The sequence below is a fragment of the Haloarcula amylolytica JCM 13557 genome (assembly GCF_000336615.1).
Lineage (GTDB): Archaea > Halobacteriota > Halobacteria > Halobacteriales > Haloarculaceae > Haloarcula > Haloarcula amylolytica.
The window spans coordinates 86,983-105,085 of sequence record NZ_AOLW01000050.1; the positions used below are offsets into that span (position 1 = coordinate 86,983).

Here is an 18,103-nt window from a genome sequence, read left to right on the forward strand (position 1 = left end):
ATCGACAACACAGGTAGGCTGATTTGGGATGTAGCCCGGCGGATTCTATAATAAACCACACAATCGAGGGCACAATACTGTCTAACCAAGATATTAGGAGAAAACCAGCTAGAGACATTACTAAACCAACCGTTACCCGTTGCTGCCGGATTCAATTAAGAGGTCAAGTTGGGCTCAATTCGCATTACGTAAGTACCGTCCAGTCCACCGTATACGAATAATAAGGAAACTTAGTCCACTAAATCTTGTTTAGTGTTGTCACATATCACAAGCGTTCCAAAATATGGCATAGCAATCTTGGTTAATATATGACATTTCCGGGGATATTATAATGTCAGTGGATCTAGAATTTGACACACGGTGCCGGTAGTGTATACCGCTGGTAGGTCCCGTTAGAGGGAATACCTGCTGTTTAACCTCAGTAGGTCACCGATGGAACCGTTATTAGTATGGGTGAAACAGTAAACTTATGTGCAATAGTTGGTATGTAAATAAGTATGTTCGAGTGGGGCAGCCGGGGGGCTGGAGACCGGGGTGTATCGCACGTTCTGGGTGTGGTGTTGTTGGCTAGTGCAGTCATCATTGGTGCCGTACTGATCGTTCAAGTGGGGCAACAGACTATCGGAGATGTCAACGACGACGCGAACGTCGAACTCGCTGAGGAGGTACTGCTGTCGGTTGATCAGAGCTTCCAGCGCTCAGATACCAGTGAATCAGTTGAAGTCCCAGACCGGGTTCGGTCTGATGTCGCTGTTACAGACGATGCGACATACAATCTGACGTTGAACAGTAACTCGACCTGTTCGACGGGGAACCGTTCGTTGCAGACGCTTCAGTATCAGGAAAACGGCCAAGAAGTCGGCTATCAGGGTGGCGGTGTGTGGCGGATGACCGAGTCGGGCGCGACGATGTCGTCGCCCCCGGCTGTGAACTATGATAAAGGGGCGCTGTCAGTCTCGTTCGCGAATATCTCCGGGCAGCAGATTGGGGGCAGTTCGGTTGCGATTCGGTCGAACACGACTGCGAATCGATCACACGAAGCAGCACTTCAGACGGCACTGTTCACTGAGGCTACATACGAAGGCGTACGGAACGGCTCGTGGGACTCTTCGTCGCCGAGCACCACCTGCGCCCCGTCACAGGTCACCAACGCTACGTTGACAATCGAGAACAGCAGTTACGCCCGCGCGTGGGCGGACTGGGCACAGAGTGCATACGACGACAAGTACGTCAAGGTAACTCCGAGTTCAGTGGAGCCTGGTGAGACCATCGACATCAGATTTGCGCTCGGTAACGTGAGCGACCCGGAGTTTGAAGTACAGAATATGTCGGTGCAAGAAGACCCATCAGACGATCAAAAAGCACTGGTGAATGCAACGATACGGAACACTGGTGGTCTGCAAGACACCCAAGAGATCAGGCTGAATCGGTCCGGGGCGTCGGATAATGCGACAGCCACGGTCACGCTTACCGGTGGAGATTCAGCCAGAGTGAGCAAGTCGATAGATGCCGACAGTGGCGTATACAATTTCACTGTGGCATCTGAGCAAGACAAGGCCTACAAGCTAGTCAACTACACGGCTGTGCCCGGGTCACCGTCGCTAAACATAACTAGTGCCTCAATCCCCGCGACAGCACGGCTGAACCAGGTCCCAGAATCGAATGTCACAGTCGAAAACAACGGCAGTATGACGGCCGAACAGAACGTCACACTTCTGGTTAATGGTTCGGTGAATGCCACACAGCACGTGACAGTCCATCCGGGCAACACTCGGACAGTTGACTTTGATTCAGCGATGCCGACCAGCGAGAACGGGACCTACGATATTGAAGTCGCGACGGACGACGACACGTATTCGCAGTACAGCGACGACGGCCACTACTTCGTTGTCGGTGACGTCGGTGTCTTCGAGGTGACATCGGTTTCGCCACCGGGCGGCGTAAAGAGCGGTGACACGGTCACGATTGAGGCGACAGTCAAAAATACCGGCAACATCCGTAAGTCCGACGCCGTCAAAATACACATAAAAAACGAGTCGGATACAACGGTTGAATCGAAGGAGAAAACGCTCACACTCAATGGAACCAACAGCGGTTCAGAAAAAGAGACGGTAACTCTCACCAGCGGTCCGCTTACCGCTCCGTCATACAGTAACTACACCTATATTGTCGAGACACCGGACGACCGCAGCTACGGGACCTTCACTGTCGGCGCGTCGGCACCACCGGTGTTTGATATCACCGGTCTTGGCGTCGACAACCCGGTCGAACCGGAAAACAAGACCGAGGTCAGCTTCAATGTCACTAACACTGGCGGAACGGCAGGCTCCCAGACGCTTCGCATCGGCAGAGACTGGGGAGCCGACAAGTCAACGGACGAGCAGCTTGACCCGGGGGAGAGTACGACGGTCACACAGACCGTTACAGCGCCGTCCGAAGACGGACTCTATCGAGTGAACTTCACCACTGGAAACCAGACTGCCTGGCGAATCCTGAACGTGCGGTCGAATACTGCGGTTGAGCGTGACGGAGGTGGCATGACTACCACCGAGAGGGTCAACGCAACAATCGAACTCAAGGGAGCTGAGCTTGAGGGCAGTAACGGCTATCAGATTACGCACACGAAAGTAGACATGGATCTGGTCGTCAACAACCAGTCCGGCGACCACGAGATTCCACTGTGGCGTGATGTGGGATACGACTTCGAAGACGGCGATGTGAACGGCCCCCATGCTGAACGGCGGCTGATTAACGACGACTATCCGGACCCATACGAGTTCACGAAGACTTTCGAAGCGAATTCGAACTTCTCCGTCACCGCCACGTCGTACCATTGCTATGAAACGACGTACACGGACATTCGATTCAAGATAGACGGTACGAACTACTACACTAAGAGATGCAGCAGCCCCGGTAGTGTCCGGATTTCTACCGACGAGAGCAGCACGAACGCAGATATATTAGCCGATGGGGAGGTAATTCCCGGCTACGGTCAAGCTGGCAAGGCACAGCGAAAACTGACGGATATGCTTGGCGAGCAACGGCTTACCGAACTCGACAACGGTTCAGCGAGGCTTAATCTCGCCGACGGTGAATTCGTGTACCTCTATGAGCTCTCGCAGGACAACGCAAACCCCGAAAACGCATACGGTTACGGCGACCCCGACTACAACGACGCAGTGGTTATATTCAGAACCAACTCCATCGAGAATGAGGTTGCGGAGCCGAGATTCAGCTTCGTTGATGTTGATGTCCCCGCCCGTACCCCGAAGACAGACGACACGGAGGCAACGGTGACGGTCAAAAACGTCGGTACCGCCGCCGGTAGTGCAAAGCTTACGCCTACCTTCGATGGAAGCACAGCCGAGACGCAAGATACGGAGATCGGGGTAAACGAAACGGCGCAGTTCAACGTTGAGCTAGCGACTGCAAGTAAGACACCGGGTCAGTCGTACCAGTACAGGTTCAATCTCACGAACCCTAACCGCTCCGAGTCCGCTACTGGGAAGCAATGGGGTGGAAACATCTACGTCGGCGACATCGACGAACAGTTCATGCAAGTCGACTCTGTTCGTGCCACAAGCACAATCGACAACGATGAGTCTGCAAACGCTACGGTCGACATCACGAACGTCGGTGGGGAAGGCGGAACCGCCGAGATCAAACTCTATGCAAAGAACACCGACGACGCGGGTTCGACGTTCACAGTGTCTGACTCCGCGACAACCTCGCTGCTCACAAACGGAGATACGGAGCAAGTAACCCTCAGTCTACCGTCTGACCGTGGCAACCACACGTACTACGTGCAGACGCGGAACAGCACCTCAGCAAAGCAGTCGTTCTTCGTCGGTCGGTCGAGTGTCGTGGTAAACGACACCCAGGGCATCAATATCGGCGCACAGACATACAATACCGCCACACTCATCGAACGGAACGGCGGTGCAGAACGGATCACCGTTGAAGTCAACAATGAGGGAACTGTCGGCGACGAACGTGAAGTGGCCCTCACCGTCAAGAACAAGAGTGACGGCACTACGGTTTACACAGGCACTGAGAACGTCACAGCGGGTAGCGGTGACCTTACGGGATCCGACGCGTATCCGGCGTGGGCTGGCTACGACACCGACCTCGATCCCGGATACTACACGTACGAAGTCACAGTGTACAACGACACGGCCAGTGGGTCGGTTGACGATACTGCGACGGGTGAAATCTACCTGAAGGAAGTCGACGAGAGTGGCGCAACCACTAACGACTCACCCATCTCGATTGACTCCGATACGATTACGATCGGTAGTTAAGGCCGTAGCAGACCCGTTTTTCGGTGTAATCAGACTCGTGTGTCAGGCGGTACACGCTGGATTACAGCCCGGTCGTGGCTCAGCATACTTGTCCAATAGAGATACGGCTATCGGCGGGGTCAGTATTGACTCCTCTCACCGGTCGAGCGCACGCAAAGAAAAAACTGAGCTGTGTTGAACCGAGTTAGCCGAAGAGTTCGCCGAGGCCCTCACCGCTTGCCTCGTCGTCCTCGTCGTCATCGTCGTCGCCGCCGTCGTCGGCAGCCTCTTCGTCGGCTTCTTCGTCGGCCTCGTCGGCCTCGTCAGCGTCACCCTCGGCAGGTGCGGCTGCGCCGCCGCTTGCCGGCACCGGTGCCGCAGCGGCCTGGTCGACGGCCTCCTCGATGTCGACGTCCTCGAGGGCGGCGACGAGGGCCTTGACGCGGGACTCCTCGACGTCGACGCCCGCGGCTTCGAGCACGTCAGTGAGGTTGTCTTCGTTGATCTCTTCGTCAGCTTCGTTCAGGATGAGTGCAGCGTATACGTATTCCATTGTTGTAGTGTGCGTTGTTAGAACATCGCTCCGAGCGCGTCGCCGGCGTCTTCGTCGTCGTCGTCATCGTCGTCGGCCTCCTCGGCCGCGTCGTCGGCGTCCGCGTCGTCCTCGGATGCGGTGTCCTCGTCTTGGTCGTCAGTCGGTTCCTCTGTCGCCACGTCGGCCTCGACGCCCTGGAGTTCCTCCGGGAGTGCCTCTTCATCGTCAATTTGCGAGGCGAGCGCACGGACCTGTGCGTCAGCCTTGCTCACGAGGTCAGGCACGACCTCGGGGTCCTCGATGGCCGCCTGGAGCGCGAGGCTCTTGGCGTTGCCACGAGCGGACTGGAGCATTGTCGGGGCCGTCGTCGCGGTCGGGTAGTCGGCGTTGACCGAGAGATTGAACGCTCGGCCGGCAGCCGCCTGGATGTCGCTCCGGTACTCGTCGATATCGAGTTCCAGCTCCTCGGGTTCGAACAGTACACCGTCGGCGAAGACGGCGCGGAGGTCGAGACCGACCTCCTTCGGTTCGATACCGAGTTCGTTCAGGACGTTCGCGAGTTCCTGGGAGACTTCCTCGCCGGTGTCAAGCACGACCGAGTCAGAAAGGACCTGAATGGAGCCTTCCTGGATGCGTGCGTCGGCACCCACGCTCTGGAGTTCGCCGACGAACGGACCGGGGTCGACGCCCGTGTCGCCTTCCGGAATCACGATGTCGTTCGGGGCCACCTCGCCGGCACCGATGGGTGCGGGCGTCTTGGAGGCCTCGAGTTCCTGAAACAGCGAGAACGGGTTGTCGTCGGTCCCGATGAGCCCGACCTGCCCGGTGATGTAGCTGTTGAGGTCTTCGAGTCCGTCGTCGACTTCGTCGAGTGCACGCTCGAGCAGCGTGTTCCGGGAGACGCGAAGTTCGGCGGTCCCGTGCAGGTCACGTCGCATATCCTGCAGCTGTCGGGACGGAATCCCGGCGATGTTGACGACGCCGACGCTCTCGTAGGACTCGATCATCGCTACGATGGCGTCGACCTCTTCCTGCTTCCACTCGGGAATGGTCTCGGTCTTGCGTTCGGATTCGGCGCTCATATCAGGCCACCTCCATCGCAGGCCCCATCGTCGTCTTCACGTAGACGCTGTCGATGTTGAGCGGGCCCTTCTCGAGGTCCGCGTGCAGACGGCGGAGGATAACGTCGATGTTGTCCGAGATATCTTCGGCGGACATGTCCTCCGCGCCGACCCGCGTGTGGAACGTTCGCCGTTCCCCGCTGCGGAGCTGCACGGTGTTTTTCATGCGTTCGATGACCTCGACGACGTCGTCGTCGGGGTCGAGCGGTTCCGGCATCTTCCCACGCGGACCGAGGACGGTCCCGAGGTAGCGACCGATGTCCTGCATCAGATCCTTCTCCGCAATGAAGAAGTCAGTGTCATCGGCGAGGTCCTTGGCGGCGTCGTCATCGCCACCGAGCTCCTCGAGTTCGTCCTCGTCGAGTACGTCGTCTGCGACTTCCTCGGCACGAAGGGCGGTTTCGCCCTCGGCGAAGACCACAATTGTGGTCTCCTGGCCGGTGCCAGCAGGAAGCACGACGGACTCGTCGACGCGGTTCGACGGGTCGTTAAGATCTAAGTCGCGCAGGTTCACAGCGAGGTCGACCGTTTCGCGGAAATTCCGCTCAGGTGCGTCCTCGAGTGCGCGCGAGACTGCGTTCTCTATTTCCTGATCTGCCATTGTTCACCTCCGTAGTACGCCAATCGGCTTCTACGGGTCAGTGAAACAGGCGGATGCCTGTCTCGTGCGGGTAGACGCCAATGCGACACTTAAACCCGTCGAACCAGCCCAAGGACCGCTGACGGGCGTGTTTCCGGTTCTCAGGGACCAGTCGCTGGTGACGGTCCCACTGACTGTGCAGTAGCTCACAGCGTCGAAAGCAAGGGAAAACACACGCCAGTCGCACAGCGGTCCGACTTACGCTTGTGCTTCGGCCGCGAACACGTCGTCGTACTCGCCCGCGTCGATGCGTTCCTTGAACTCGCGTGGGTTTTCGCCTTCGATAGTGACACCGAGGGAGGTACACGTCCCGACGACTTCCTTCGCGGCGTTCGTGAGGTCGTAGGAGAGCAGGTCGGGATGCTTCTGCTCGGCGATCTGTTTGACCTGGTCGACGGAGAGGTCAGCGACGAAGTCCTCTTGCGGTTCGCCGCTGCCGGTCTCGAAACCGGCCTCGTCCTTGATGAGTTCGGCCGTCGGCGGGACACCGACTTCGATTTCGAAGGAGCCGTCGTCGTCGTACTCGACGGTGACGGGGACTTCGGTGCCGTCGAACGCTGCCGTCTGGTCGTTGATTTCCTGTACGACTGCCTGCACGTCCACCGGTGTCGGGCCGAGTTCCGGACCGAGTGGCGGGCCAGGGTTGGCCTCCCCACCGGGAACGAGGACTTCGATAGTTCCAGCCATACATAGTGGAATCCTCGCGGCGGTTTAAAGGATTGCGTTTCACGGATCGCTGCGTGAGGTCTCCACACGCACGAACACTCACCGTTAGGAACCCACAGGCAGGACGGCCAACGCGGCAAAGAATTAAATCCCAGTCAGTTCAGGCGAACGTCACGCCGTTGCGTGCGAGGAAATCGCTCGCGTCTTTGATCTCGACTGGGGAGCCGATTATCCGAACCTGCTCACCTTCCTGATGAACGCTCACAGTGAACCGCTGTTCCAACTCCTCGCGAATCCCGTCGAGCGCACCGACTGGCAGCAGTATCTGCGTGCTGTCGCGGAACCGACTCGCCGCTCCCATTATCGACACATGACGGAGGATACCCTATAGGTGTGTCGAATTACATGAGGGTCGTTTGACCATTCTGAACGGCAGGGCGGGTCCGATGACGCGTGCTGCCGGGGTGGCATCGGCGAGGGAGGAAAGCCTTATTCGGTGTGAGGGGCCGACATACACCTAATGGGGCTCGAAGAGGAGATTCAGGAACTCGAAGATGAAATCGCCAGCACTCCCTACAACAAGTCTACAGAGGCCCATATCGGTCGGCTGAAGTCCAAGCTCGCGGAGAAAAAGGAGAAGCTCGAACAGCAGGCCTCTTCGGGCGGCGGCGGTGGCTACGGCGTCGAGAAACACGGCGACGCGACCGTCGCGCTCGTCGGGTTCCCCAGCGTCGGGAAGTCGACGCTGCTAAACGCCCTCACCAACGCTGAGTCCGAGACCGGGGCCTACGAGTTCACGACGCTCGACGTGTATCCGGGGATGCTCAAGTACAAGGGGGCGAACATACAGATTCTCGACGTTCCCGGGCTCATCGAGGGTGCGGCCGGCGGCCGCGGTGGCGGCAAGGAAGTGCTGTCCGTCGTCCGGACCGCGGATCTCATCGTCTTCCTCATCTCCGTCTTCGAGATCGACCAGTACGACCGACTCAGCGAAGAACTGTACAAGAACAAGATCCGACTCGACCAGGACCCGCCGTGGGTCAACGTCCGGAAGAAGGGCAAGGACGGGATTTCGGTCAACACGGCCACCGGCGTCGAACTCGACGACGAGACGGTCAAAGCCGTCCTGCGCGAGCACGGCTACGTCAACGCCGACGTGACCATCGGCGAGCAGATCGACATCGACCAGCTCATCGACGGCGTGATGGACAACCGCGTCTATCTGCCCTCCCTCGTTGCTGTCAACAAGGCCGACCTCATCGAGCCCGACTACCTCCCCAAAGTCGAAGACGAGCTCCGGGAGCGGGACATCGACCCCGACGAGGCAATCTTCATCAGCGCCGAGGAAGAGAAGGGACTGGATAGCCTCACCGAACGCATCTGGGACGAACTCGGCCTCATCCGGATCTACATGGACAAGCCGGGCCGCGGTGTCGACCGCGAGGAGCCGCTGATACTCCGTGAAGGCGACACCGTCGACGACGCCTGCGAGAAACTCGGCGGGAGCTTCGACGAGCGCTTCCGATTCGCTCGTGTGACCGGTCCAAGCGCCAAGCACGACGAACAGCAGGTCGGGCGCGACCACGAACTCGCTGACGAAGATATCCTGCGGATCGTCGCCAACCGGTAAAATCTGTCAGCGCTCGCGTGCGCGCGTGTGAGCGAATATCCCTTCAGACAATATCCATCCCTTCTGAAGTAGATGCGTTCATGCGTCTAGAGTCCTGCCACCACGTATGGACCACGGTCCCCGACGCCGTCTTGCTGCCGTCGTCGTTGCTGGCCTCGTCCCCTGGACAGTGGTGCAAATCGGGGCGGAACTGACGCTCGTCTTCTCCTTTGGCCTGTTCAACACGAACCCGCCGGAACTGCTCTCGGTCTACAGCTACTTCGTTCGGTTCACCGGGGCGCTCCCGCAGTTTATCGAGTCGTGGGGCTCGGGCGTCCTGCTGTATCTCGTTGCCCTGGCCAGCGCCGTTGCCGGTGTCGTCTGGCGTGAGGACGTTCGGGTCACCGCCCTCGCTCTCGCCGGTGCGGGTCTGACGCAGTTCCCCGTGTTTCTGGGTTTCAACAGACGGCTCGACTACGTCGCTGTCCCGGTCGGCTCTCTCGTCATGCTCGCCGTGGTCTGGTGGTACTACCTGCCGGCCATCCGGGCCGACACAGCGACGGAGTGAGCCGCGGTATCGAATCCGGACGGAACCACCTGTGGCGGTAGCCTTTTCGCTCGCTCGCACCATGTGCCGCGTATGTGGTCACTCGATCATACGATGATGCGCGTCGAAGACTTGGACGCGTCGCTGGACTGGTACCAGACGTATTTCGATTACGAGGAGAAGGGCCGCTGGGAGGCCGACACCTTCACGAACGTCTTCCTCGGTCCGGAAGACGTCCACGACGAAGGTGCACTGCTCGAACTGACGTACAATCACGACGGCCGCTCGTACACGATGGGCGACGCGTGGGGACACATCGCCGTCCGCTGTGACGACGTGTACGAGGCCTACGACGAGCTGATGGACGCCGGCGTCGAGGACTACCGCGACCCGGACTCCTGTGGCGGCTCCTACGCCTTCGTCACGGACCCCGACGGTCACGAGATTGAGATCGTCGAACGGGACCACGGCGCGAAGTGGTCGCTGGACCACACGATGATCCGTGTCGAAGACGCCGAACAGGCTATCGGCTGGTACACCCGAAAGCTCGACTACGACCTGTTCCGCCGCGAGGAGTTCGACGACTTCGCCCTGTACTTCCTCAAGCCCGAGAATGCCCCAGAAGAGGCGATGTCGGTCGAACTCACCTACAACTACGACGGCCGGTCGTACGAACTCGGCGATGCCTGGGGGCATCTCGCGGTTCGAACCGATGACCTCCATAGCGCGTGGGAGACGCTGATGGGGCGCCACGCCGAGGATTACCGGGACCCCGAGAGCTGTGACGACCGCTATGCGTTCACCAAAGACCCCGACGGCCGCGAAATCGAAATCGTGACCAACTGACGGCACTGGTCGGTACTAACCGTCTGTTCTAATCTATTCTCGCGCGGTAGCTGTCAGAAGGAGATTCGTCTGCGGAGTCGTTCCTGAGCGAGCAGTGAGGGTCTGTGAAGCCCTATGCGTCTCAGGCCAGCGAAACCACCTCCGATATGTAAATCTGGGGCGTCAGACACCCGAATGACGATCCTGTTCTAGACCTACAAGATTCTTAAACCACATCTAATCGCCACTGACGGCGCCTTCGTGCCCTGACTATTCATGACAGTTGGATTTTCTTACCACAAAACATTTACAACAGACACCTATCGTTTAGACTGTACCCCTACCCATGACGCCAGAAGTGAGTACGCCGGTTCGGTCTATGCGTGGCTTCGGTGGCCGCGTTCCGACCAGGTGGAAAACTGCTNCAGAAGTGAGTACGCCGGTTCGGTCTATGCGTGGCTTCGGTGGCCGCGTTCCGACCAGGTGGAAAACTGCTGGGGTCGCCCGATAGCAATACAACACAAACTATGACAGGAAATTCAGACAAGGTTCGTAGCCTGTTCCTCACGGCGCTGATGGTCTTCTCGGTGTTCGCCGGGACCATCGCGTTCTCCGGTGGCGCAGCCGCCGCCGCTAACGTCGAGATCCAGCAGGCAACAGAGTACAATGCTGATAGCGGAAATACAATCGAAGTGGTAACGAACAGTACAATCAGTACCTCCCTGCAGCTCGCCAACTCAACCAATAACGGCGACGTCCAAGTCGTTGTTAACGGTGTGGACAATCCAGGCGAGTACGTAGAGACTGGCCAGAATGGAGGTAATATCAACCAAAACGGTGAGCAGCTCGAGATCTCCCTTGAGAAAGACATCACGCCTGACGCTGAGGTAGATGTCCGACTTAACGGAGTCACAGCTTCCGCCAGCGGCGACACCACCGACTTAGTCGCAAAAGACATCGACGTGACGTCACAGACGCTCACAGCCGATGGCGACACTTCAGCTGGTCTCGATTATCAGAACGTGTTCCGTGGCGAGAAGCTTGCAATCGAGCGATCTACCTCGTCAACCGGTGACGAATTCGAGATCGAAGTCAACGACGGCTCGCTCGTCGCTTCTGACTCGGTCAACTCGAATAGCGACGTCTACCGCTACGACACTGAGGACCTCGACACTGGCGAGGAATACAACGTCACTATCGGCGACGAGAGCGCAGGCTTCCAAGTCAGCGACCTCAACCTGAACGTCGAAGCTGACGACAATGATATCACCGACGAGGACGACATCATTGCCAACGCAACAATCAACCGCGGTGGCGAAGAAGCCAACGCAACGCTGTACGCCGACAACGGTGACAGGGTCTCATCGCAGATCGACACCCTGTCGGGCAACGATGACACTGCGTTCATCTTCGACCCCATCAACCAGACAAGCGGCTTCGACGCTGACGATGGCCCGTACACGGTCGAAGTCACTGACCGACAGACCAACATCACGGTCAGTACCGACCAGATCAACGTCTCCGAATCCGAAGACGGCGACGCCGGCTTCGAGAGCAGTGTTGTCGAGGAGGAACGCGGTGACGTAGCCAACATCACCTACCAGCTCGACAACGAAGACGAAGCTGTTGTCTTCGTCGGCGACGACGACGACGACAACTACGCCATCTCCGGAACTATCGACGACGACGACGGTGACGGCGAAGTCACTGTCTCGTTCAACAGCTACCTCGCTGGCACAAGCGAGAACGTCGGCGATGTCTCCGCGGATGACATCCTCTACGTTGAGGGTGACGACGAAATCACTGGTGTCGAAGAGTCAGGTTCCTTCACCCGCAGCAGCCTTGACGAAGAGACGATTGAAGCCTCCAGCTACAACCTGAACGTCACTGCAGGCACGTCTCAGGACAGCAGTGCTGACTCCGTCGGAACGCTCCGACTGAGCGAGCGCTCCACTGAAAGCATGCGTAGCTGGGTGGCCCCACAGGACGCTGAGCTCGACGATGACGACATCGACATTCGTGATCGTATCGACCAGAACCTGACCCAATCGAATAACATCGCTGACGGTGACCTCGTTGTCCACCAGATCGTTGCTTCCGGTGTCGAAGGCCCGCTCGCCTACGAAGAGGAAGTCAACGGCTCTTCCAGTGGGACCCAGGCCTTCCTCCGGTCCACTGGCGGCGGTGCTGGTAACAATGACGCGTTCAACCTCACCGTCAACCGCAGCGATGTCGGTGCAAACGCAGATGAGGACCCGCTCATCCTCAACAGCTCCAATGTTGTTGTCGTCGACGACCCTGACAACAACACGTACTTCGTCGCTGTGGAGACGCAGAACGCAGAATTCGAGAGTGGCACATCGATCCGCGACGATGACGAAGATGACGAGCTGGTGGCCAACTTCACTGTGTCGCAGGATACTGGGCTGAGCGGCGGCAACGACGGTGTTGACGACGACTACAGCATTGTTGACCGTGACGCATCCATCGACACGACCAACGGTCTCGTGCTAGTTCAGGCTGCTGCTGACCAGCTGATCACTGGAACAACCACGGTCGCGCCTGGCTCCGAGCTTGAAGTCGAAGTCGAGTCCGAGAGTGAGTCTAACCCGTTCCTCGACCGACCTGAAGCGACTGTCGAATCGGACGGGACGTTCACTGCCACGGCTGACTTCAGCGACTACTCGGCAGGAACGAACTTCACCGCACAGACGCTTGACGTCGACGGTGACCAGATCGGTGACGAAGAAGACGGACAGATCACCGATGCAGACACGGCCACTGTGAGCATCAATGACCAGGAATCCGACGGGAGTGAAGTCGTCGTCGACAGCGCGCAGCTGTCCGCCGGTGGCTTCATCGCAATCCACGCCGGTAACGCATCCGGCGACGTCGTCGGGAACTCCGAGTACCTCGAGGCAGGCAGCCACGAGGACATCACGATCACGCTCGACGAGCCGATGGACGAGGACTTCACCGCGGTCGCGATGCCGCACCTCGACACCAACGGCAACGAAGCGTACGACTTCCCGGACGCTGACGGTCCGTACACCGCCAACGGCTCCGCCGTGACCGACAGTGCGAACGTGACTGTCGGCGCCGAGGAACCGACGGAAACCGAAGAGCCGACGGAAACCGAAGAGCCGACCGAAGAGCCGACCGAAGAGCCGACCGAAGAGCCGACCACGATGGAACCCGGAACTGACGAAACCGAGACCACCGAAGCGGAAGGTCCCGGCTTCACGGCAGCCATCGCGCTTATCGCGCTGGTCGCCGCTGCGCTCCTCGCTGTCCGACGCGACAACTAACCGGAACAACTCCGGTCCCTGAACACCGTTCTTTTCTTTCGCACGCTACGTGAAGAGTGCAAACAGACTGCAGATCGACTCGGCCGTCCGCTTCTGAACGGCTAACTGCCCCATCGGCAGTCGTGACTGGATCACAGTCGAACGCTGGCGCAACGTGGCAGTAACCCAGCGCCTGCCGGACACTTCCTCGATGTCCGCCACTGCGAGGGCGGCTTCGGCAATCGTTTGGGACCCGTCCGTAGTCGAGTGGTGGAACGACCGCCGGTCGAATCGGGAGGCGTGTTTCTCAGATCAGGTCTCAGGAATAGTCAAATAAATATCCAGAACAAGTACACATACCAGTTTAAAATAATTATTACCTGACACCGACATGTAATTTGGATGTAACCTTTATCCATAAAGCATTTACCGCACTTCGGGTAATGTACCGATACCCCTACCCATGACGCCAGAAGTGAGTACGCCGGTTCGGTCTATGCGTGGCTTCGGTGGCCGCGTTCCGACCAGGTGGAAAACTGCTNGCCAGAAGTGAGTACGCCGGTTCGGTCTATGCGTGGCTTCGGTGGCCGCGTTCCGACCAGGTGGAAAACTGCTGGGGTCGCCCGATAGCAAACACAAACTATGACAGATACAAACGAAAAAATCCGCAGCCTGTTCCTCACGGCGCTGATGGTCTTCTCGGTATTCGCCGGGACCATCGCGTTCTCCGGTGGCGCAGCCGCCGCCGCGAACGTCGAGATCCAGCAGGCAACGGAGTACAACTCCGATTCTGGAGATGTAATCGAAGTGGTAACGAACAATACAATCAGTACCTCCCTGCAGCTCGCCAACACGACCAACAACGGTGACATCCAGGTCGTGATTGACGGTGTGGACAATCCAGGCGAGTACGTTGATACCAGCAAGGGAATTACCCAAAACAACCAGCAGATCGAGATTCCTCTTGAGAAGGACATCACGCCTGATACTGAGGTCGATGTCAGACTCAACGGTGTCTCGGCTGGTAGCGACAACGTCGATTTGGTCGCAAAAGACATCGACGTGACGTCACAGACCATCACGGCCGATGAGCCGAATCCGAACGAACTCAGCTTCGAAACTGTGTTCCGCGGCGAGTCACTCGCATTCGAGCGGGCAGACTCAGGAAACGACTTCGAGATTTCGGTCAATGATGGCTCCCTCGTTGCTTCTGACTCGGTCAACTCGAATAGCGATGTTTACCGCTACGATACTGAAGACCTCGATGCCGGCGAGCAATACAACATCAGTATCGGGAATGAGAGCGCAGGAATCGAGATAAGTGACCTCAACCTGAACGTCGAAGCTGACGACAATGATATCACCGATGAAGACGATATCATCGCTAACGCAACAATCAACCGCGGTGGCGAAGAAGCCAACGCAACGCTGTATGACGACAGCGGTGACAGGGTCTCATCGCAGATCGACACCCTGTCAGGCAACGACGACACCGCATTCACCTTCGACCCGATCAACCAGACGCCCGGCTTCGACGCTGACGACGGCCCGTACACGGTCGAAGTCACTGACCGCCAGACGAACATCACGGTCGCTACCGACCAGATCAACGTCTCCGAATCCGAAGACGGTGACGCCGGCTTCGAGAGCAGCGTTGTGACCGACGAGCGCGGTGACGTAGTCAACATCACCTACCAGCTCGATAACGAAGATGAAGCTGTTGTCTTCGTCGGCGATGAAGACGATGACAACTACGCCATCTCTGGCACCATTGACGACGACGACGGTGACGGCGAAGTCACTGTCTCGTTCAACAGCTACCTCGCTGGACTGGCCGGCAACACGACCGACGGTAATACCATTTCGGCTAGTGACGTTCTCTTCGTCCAAGGCGACGACGAAATCAACAGCGTCATGGAGACTGGCAGCTTCGCCAAAGACCGTAAGAGTCTCGACGACGAGACAATCGAAGCTTCCAGCTACAACCTGAACGTCACTGCAGGCACGTCTCAGAGCGGCAGTGCTGATGCTGTCGGGACGCTCCGACTGAGCGAGCGCTCGACCGAGAGTATGCGTAGTTGGGTTGCACCTCGCGACGCCGAACTTGACGACGATGACATCGATATTCGTGACCGTATCGGCCAGAACCTGACGCAGTCGGACGAAATCGCGAACAAGTCGATCGTCGTCCACGAAATAACTGCCTCTGGTGTCGAGGGTGCCCTCGAATACCAGCAGGAGGTTAACAACTCGAATGATGTCACGCAGGCATTCCTAGCGGCTGGTGCGCAGAACACCATCTCCGAGGACGCTAGCCGTACCAACGGGGAGAACGCACTGAACTTCTCGGTCGAAAAGACCAACGTTGGTGCAAACACCGACGATGAGGAGCTAGTCTTGAACGACACGAACACGGTCGTTGTCGACGACCCTGACAACAACACGTACTTCGTTGCAGTGAAAACGGCACTGGCAAAGTACGATGGCGGCAACTCTATCCGCAGTCAGGATGACACCGACGAGATTACGGCCAACTTCACCGTGACGCCGTACGGTGCATTCGAAAATGATAACGATGGTGTTGACGACGACTACAGCGTCGTTGAACGAGATGCATCCATCGATACGACTAACGGTCTTGTGACGGCACAGGCTGCTGCTGACCAGCAGATCACTGGCACAACCTCGATTGCACCTGGTGCAGAGATCGAGGTCGAAGTCGAATCCGAAAGCGAATCCAACCCGTTCCTCGAGCGACCTGAAACGACGGTCAACGCTGATGGGACGTTCGCCGCAACGCTGGACTTCAGCGACCAGTCCGCCGGCACGAACTTCACCGCGGAGTTCCTCGACACTAACGGCAACGCGCTCGGTGACGAGGAAGACGGACAGCTCACCGATGCCGCCACGGCCTCTGTGAGCATCAGTGACCAGGAATCCGACGGGAGCGAAGTCGTCGTCGACAGCGCACAGCTGTCCGCCGGTGGCTTCATCGCAGTCCACGCCGGTAACGCATCCGGCGACGTCGTCGGGAACTCCGAGTACCTCGAGGCAGGCAGCCACGAGGACATCACGATCACGCTCGACGAGCCGATGGACGAGGACTTCACTGCGGTCGCGATGCCGCACCTCGACACCAACGGCAACGAAGCGTACGACTTCCCGGGTGCTGACGGTCCGTACACCGCCAACGGCTCCGCCGTCACGGACAGTGCGAACGTGACTGTCGGCGCCGAGGAAGACCAGACTGAAGCACCGGACACGGAAACCGAAACCGAAGCACCGGACACGGAAACCGAAGAGGAAACTGACGCACCGGCAACCGATGAGCCGGCCACCGAAGAGTCCGAGACCACCGCCGCGGAAGGTCCCGGCTTCACGGCAGCCATCGCGCTCATCGCACTCGTCGCCGCTGCGCTCCTCGCCGTCCGACGCAACAACTAACCGGAACAGCTCCGGTCTCTGAACACCGTTCTTTCTTTCGCGCGCTACGTGAGTAGCGGCGGCACTGCCGATAGGTCGGTCTGACGACGACACCGCACAGTAGCGCAACGACAAAACATATACGCCGGTTTGGCTAACGTACGAGCAATGAGTGAGACAGTCCTGCAAGCAGGCGTCGACATCGCTGGACTGTCGTTCGACCCGGTCACAGTCTCGGAACCGCTGATGTGGCTCGTTCTCGCGGCGTTTCTGGGAAGCGTGGCTGTCGCCCAGTACGACGAGCGACTGGCCCGTCCCGTCGGAACAGTCGGCTGGGCTTTGTTCGCAGCGTACTGGCTCGTCCTGGCCCCGCATTTCATTCTGATACAGAAGAGCGTCGTCGAGGGCCTGGGGAGCGTCATCGCCGTCCCCCTGTCGCTGTACACCGGCTATCTGCTCTGGAACGGCCGCGAGTCGCTGCTGGTGTTGACCCGGGCAATCGGCCTCATGGGCGTCATCTACGTACCGTTTCTCACCATCGGGCCGCTCCGCCAGACCATCATCGAGATCGTCACCGGGCAGGTCTCCTTCCTCATGACCGTACTGGGCTACGACCCAGTGGTAGTCGACGGGCTCTCGCACAACGGCATCGATATCGCCTCGAAGCAGTACCCCTACGAGAACACGTTCTGGTTCGACGGGAACGAGCGTCCGATAACGTACACCATCATTCTGGCCTGTACGGGTATCGGCAGTATATCTATCTTCGCCGGCGGAATACTGGCAGTCAAGGCTCCGTGGCGGCGGAAGCTCCGCGTGCTGGTCGCGGCCGTCAGCATCATCTACGTACTGAATCTGATTCGAAACCTCGGAATCGCGCTGGCTTTTGGCCTGCAGAAGGCGCAGTTCTTCCCGGGAACGGTCATGGCGCTGTTCGGCCTCAGCGACGCACAGCTGGTGTCCTACTACATCGTCGACCGGATTCTGGCGCAGTTTGGCTCCGTCATCGTTCTCGTCGGGCTGACGTGGGTGCTGATGCGGGAGCTACCGGAACTCACGGTCATCGTCGAGGACCTCCTCTTCCTGGTGACCGGCACGGAGTACGACCTCGGAACGGCGTTCGAAAAGAACCAGTCGGAATCGAGTCCCGCGACACCCGGTGACGACTGA

12 protein-coding genes are annotated in these 18,103 nt (G+C 58.5%); 7 read left to right on the forward strand and 5 right to left on the reverse strand.

Annotated elements, in window-relative coordinates; all coding sequences use genetic code 11:
• The first annotated feature begins 497 nt into the window (after positions 1-497).
• On the forward strand, positions 498-4,301 hold the full coding sequence (locus C442_RS18540; protein WP_049943101.1) for a DUF7289 family protein: 3,804 nt from the start codon (positions 498-500) through the stop codon (positions 4,299-4,301).
• 184 nt (positions 4,302-4,485) lie between these two features.
• Here the strand turns inward: C442_RS18540 and rpl12p are convergent, their stop codons facing one another.
• The 5 genes from rpl12p to C442_RS18565 form a co-directional block, all read right to left on the reverse strand.
• Positions 4,486-4,833, reverse strand: a complete 348-nt coding sequence (rpl12p, locus tag C442_RS18545; protein WP_008313124.1) for a 50S ribosomal protein P1 — start codon at positions 4,831-4,833, stop codon at positions 4,486-4,488.
• A gap of 17 nt (positions 4,834-4,850) precedes the next feature.
• Positions 4,851-5,897: a 50S ribosomal protein L10 gene (locus C442_RS18550; RefSeq protein ID WP_008313126.1), complete on the reverse strand. Its 1,047-nt coding sequence runs from the start codon at positions 5,895-5,897 to the stop codon at positions 4,851-4,853.
• Between the two features lies 1 nt (position 5,898).
• A complete protein-coding gene (locus C442_RS18555; RefSeq protein ID WP_008313127.1) occupies positions 5,899-6,537 on the reverse strand; it encodes a 50S ribosomal protein L1 in 639 nt (212 codons plus the stop codon).
• Between the two features lie 237 nt (positions 6,538-6,774).
• Positions 6,775-7,263, reverse strand: coding sequence for a 50S ribosomal protein L11 (locus C442_RS18560; protein ID WP_004957037.1), 489 nt, complete (start codon positions 7,261-7,263; stop codon positions 6,775-6,777).
• A gap of 139 nt (positions 7,264-7,402) precedes the next feature.
• A complete protein-coding gene (locus C442_RS18565) occupies positions 7,403-7,603 on the reverse strand; it encodes a VNG_1110C family protein (protein ID WP_008313128.1) in 201 nt (66 codons plus the stop codon).
• A 159-nt stretch (positions 7,604-7,762) separates the two neighbouring features.
• On the opposite strand from C442_RS18565, the gene C442_RS18570 reads away from it, so the two are divergent.
• The 6 genes from C442_RS18570 (at position 7,763) to artA (ending at position 18,103) form a co-directional block, all read left to right on the forward strand.
• Positions 7,763-8,872: an OBG GTPase family GTP-binding protein gene (locus C442_RS18570; RefSeq protein WP_008313129.1), complete on the forward strand. Its 1,110-nt coding sequence runs from the start codon at positions 7,763-7,765 to the stop codon at positions 8,870-8,872.
• Positions 8,873-8,978: 106 nt separating this feature from the next.
• Positions 8,979-9,419 (forward strand): TIGR04206 family protein, encoded by a 441-nt coding sequence (locus tag C442_RS18575; protein WP_008313130.1) that lies wholly within the window; start codon positions 8,979-8,981, stop codon positions 9,417-9,419.
• 72 nt (positions 9,420-9,491) lie between these two features.
• Positions 9,492-10,244: a VOC family protein gene (locus tag C442_RS18580; RefSeq protein WP_049943102.1), complete on the forward strand. Its 753-nt coding sequence runs from the start codon at positions 9,492-9,494 to the stop codon at positions 10,242-10,244.
• A gap of 506 nt (positions 10,245-10,750) precedes the next feature.
• Positions 10,751-13,531 carry a DUF7282 domain-containing protein gene (locus C442_RS18585; protein WP_008313132.1) on the forward strand — a complete coding sequence of 927 codons (2,781 nt, stop codon included), beginning with the start codon at positions 10,751-10,753 and terminating at the stop codon, positions 13,529-13,531.
• A gap of 621 nt (positions 13,532-14,152) precedes the next feature.
• Entirely contained in the window at positions 14,153-16,954 is a 2,802-nt protein-coding gene (locus tag C442_RS18590) for a DUF7282 domain-containing protein (protein WP_008313134.1), read from the forward strand.
• A 147-nt stretch (positions 16,955-17,101) separates the two neighbouring features.
• Positions 17,102-18,103 (forward strand): archaeosortase A, encoded by a 1,002-nt coding sequence (gene artA / locus C442_RS18595; RefSeq protein ID WP_008313136.1) that lies wholly within the window; start codon positions 17,102-17,104, stop codon positions 18,101-18,103.

What these genes read in the sequence shown, in the direction of transcription:
- C442_RS18540 (WP_049943101.1), top strand. Translation starts at nt 498, where the DNA reads ATGTTCGAGTGGGGCAGCCGGGGGGCTGGAGACCGGGGTGTATCGCAC.
- rpl12p (WP_008313124.1), bottom strand. Translation starts at nt 4,833, where the DNA reads ATGGAATACGTATACGCTGCACTCATCCTGAACGAAGCTGACGAAGAG.
- C442_RS18550 (WP_008313126.1), bottom strand. Translation starts at nt 5,897, where the DNA reads ATGAGCGCCGAATCCGAACGCAAGACCGAGACCATTCCCGAGTGGAAG.
- C442_RS18555 (WP_008313127.1), bottom strand. Translation starts at nt 6,537, where the DNA reads ATGGCAGATCAGGAAATAGAGAACGCAGTCTCGCGCGCACTCGAGGAC.
- C442_RS18560 (WP_004957037.1), bottom strand. Translation starts at nt 7,263, where the DNA reads ATGGCTGGAACTATCGAAGTCCTCGTTCCCGGTGGGGAGGCCAACCCT.
- C442_RS18565 (WP_008313128.1), bottom strand. Translation starts at nt 7,603, where the DNA reads ATGGGAGCGGCGAGTCGGTTCCGCGACAGCACGCAGATACTGCTGCCA.
- C442_RS18570 (WP_008313129.1), top strand. Translation starts at nt 7,763, where the DNA reads ATGGGGCTCGAAGAGGAGATTCAGGAACTCGAAGATGAAATCGCCAGC.
- C442_RS18575 (WP_008313130.1), top strand. Translation starts at nt 8,979, where the DNA reads ATGGACCACGGTCCCCGACGCCGTCTTGCTGCCGTCGTCGTTGCTGGC.
- C442_RS18580 (WP_049943102.1), top strand. Translation starts at nt 9,492, where the DNA reads ATGTGGTCACTCGATCATACGATGATGCGCGTCGAAGACTTGGACGCG.
- C442_RS18585 (WP_008313132.1), top strand. Translation starts at nt 10,751, where the DNA reads ATGACAGGAAATTCAGACAAGGTTCGTAGCCTGTTCCTCACGGCGCTG.
- C442_RS18590 (WP_008313134.1), top strand. Translation starts at nt 14,153, where the DNA reads ATGACAGATACAAACGAAAAAATCCGCAGCCTGTTCCTCACGGCGCTG.
- artA (WP_008313136.1), top strand. Translation starts at nt 17,102, where the DNA reads ATGAGTGAGACAGTCCTGCAAGCAGGCGTCGACATCGCTGGACTGTCG.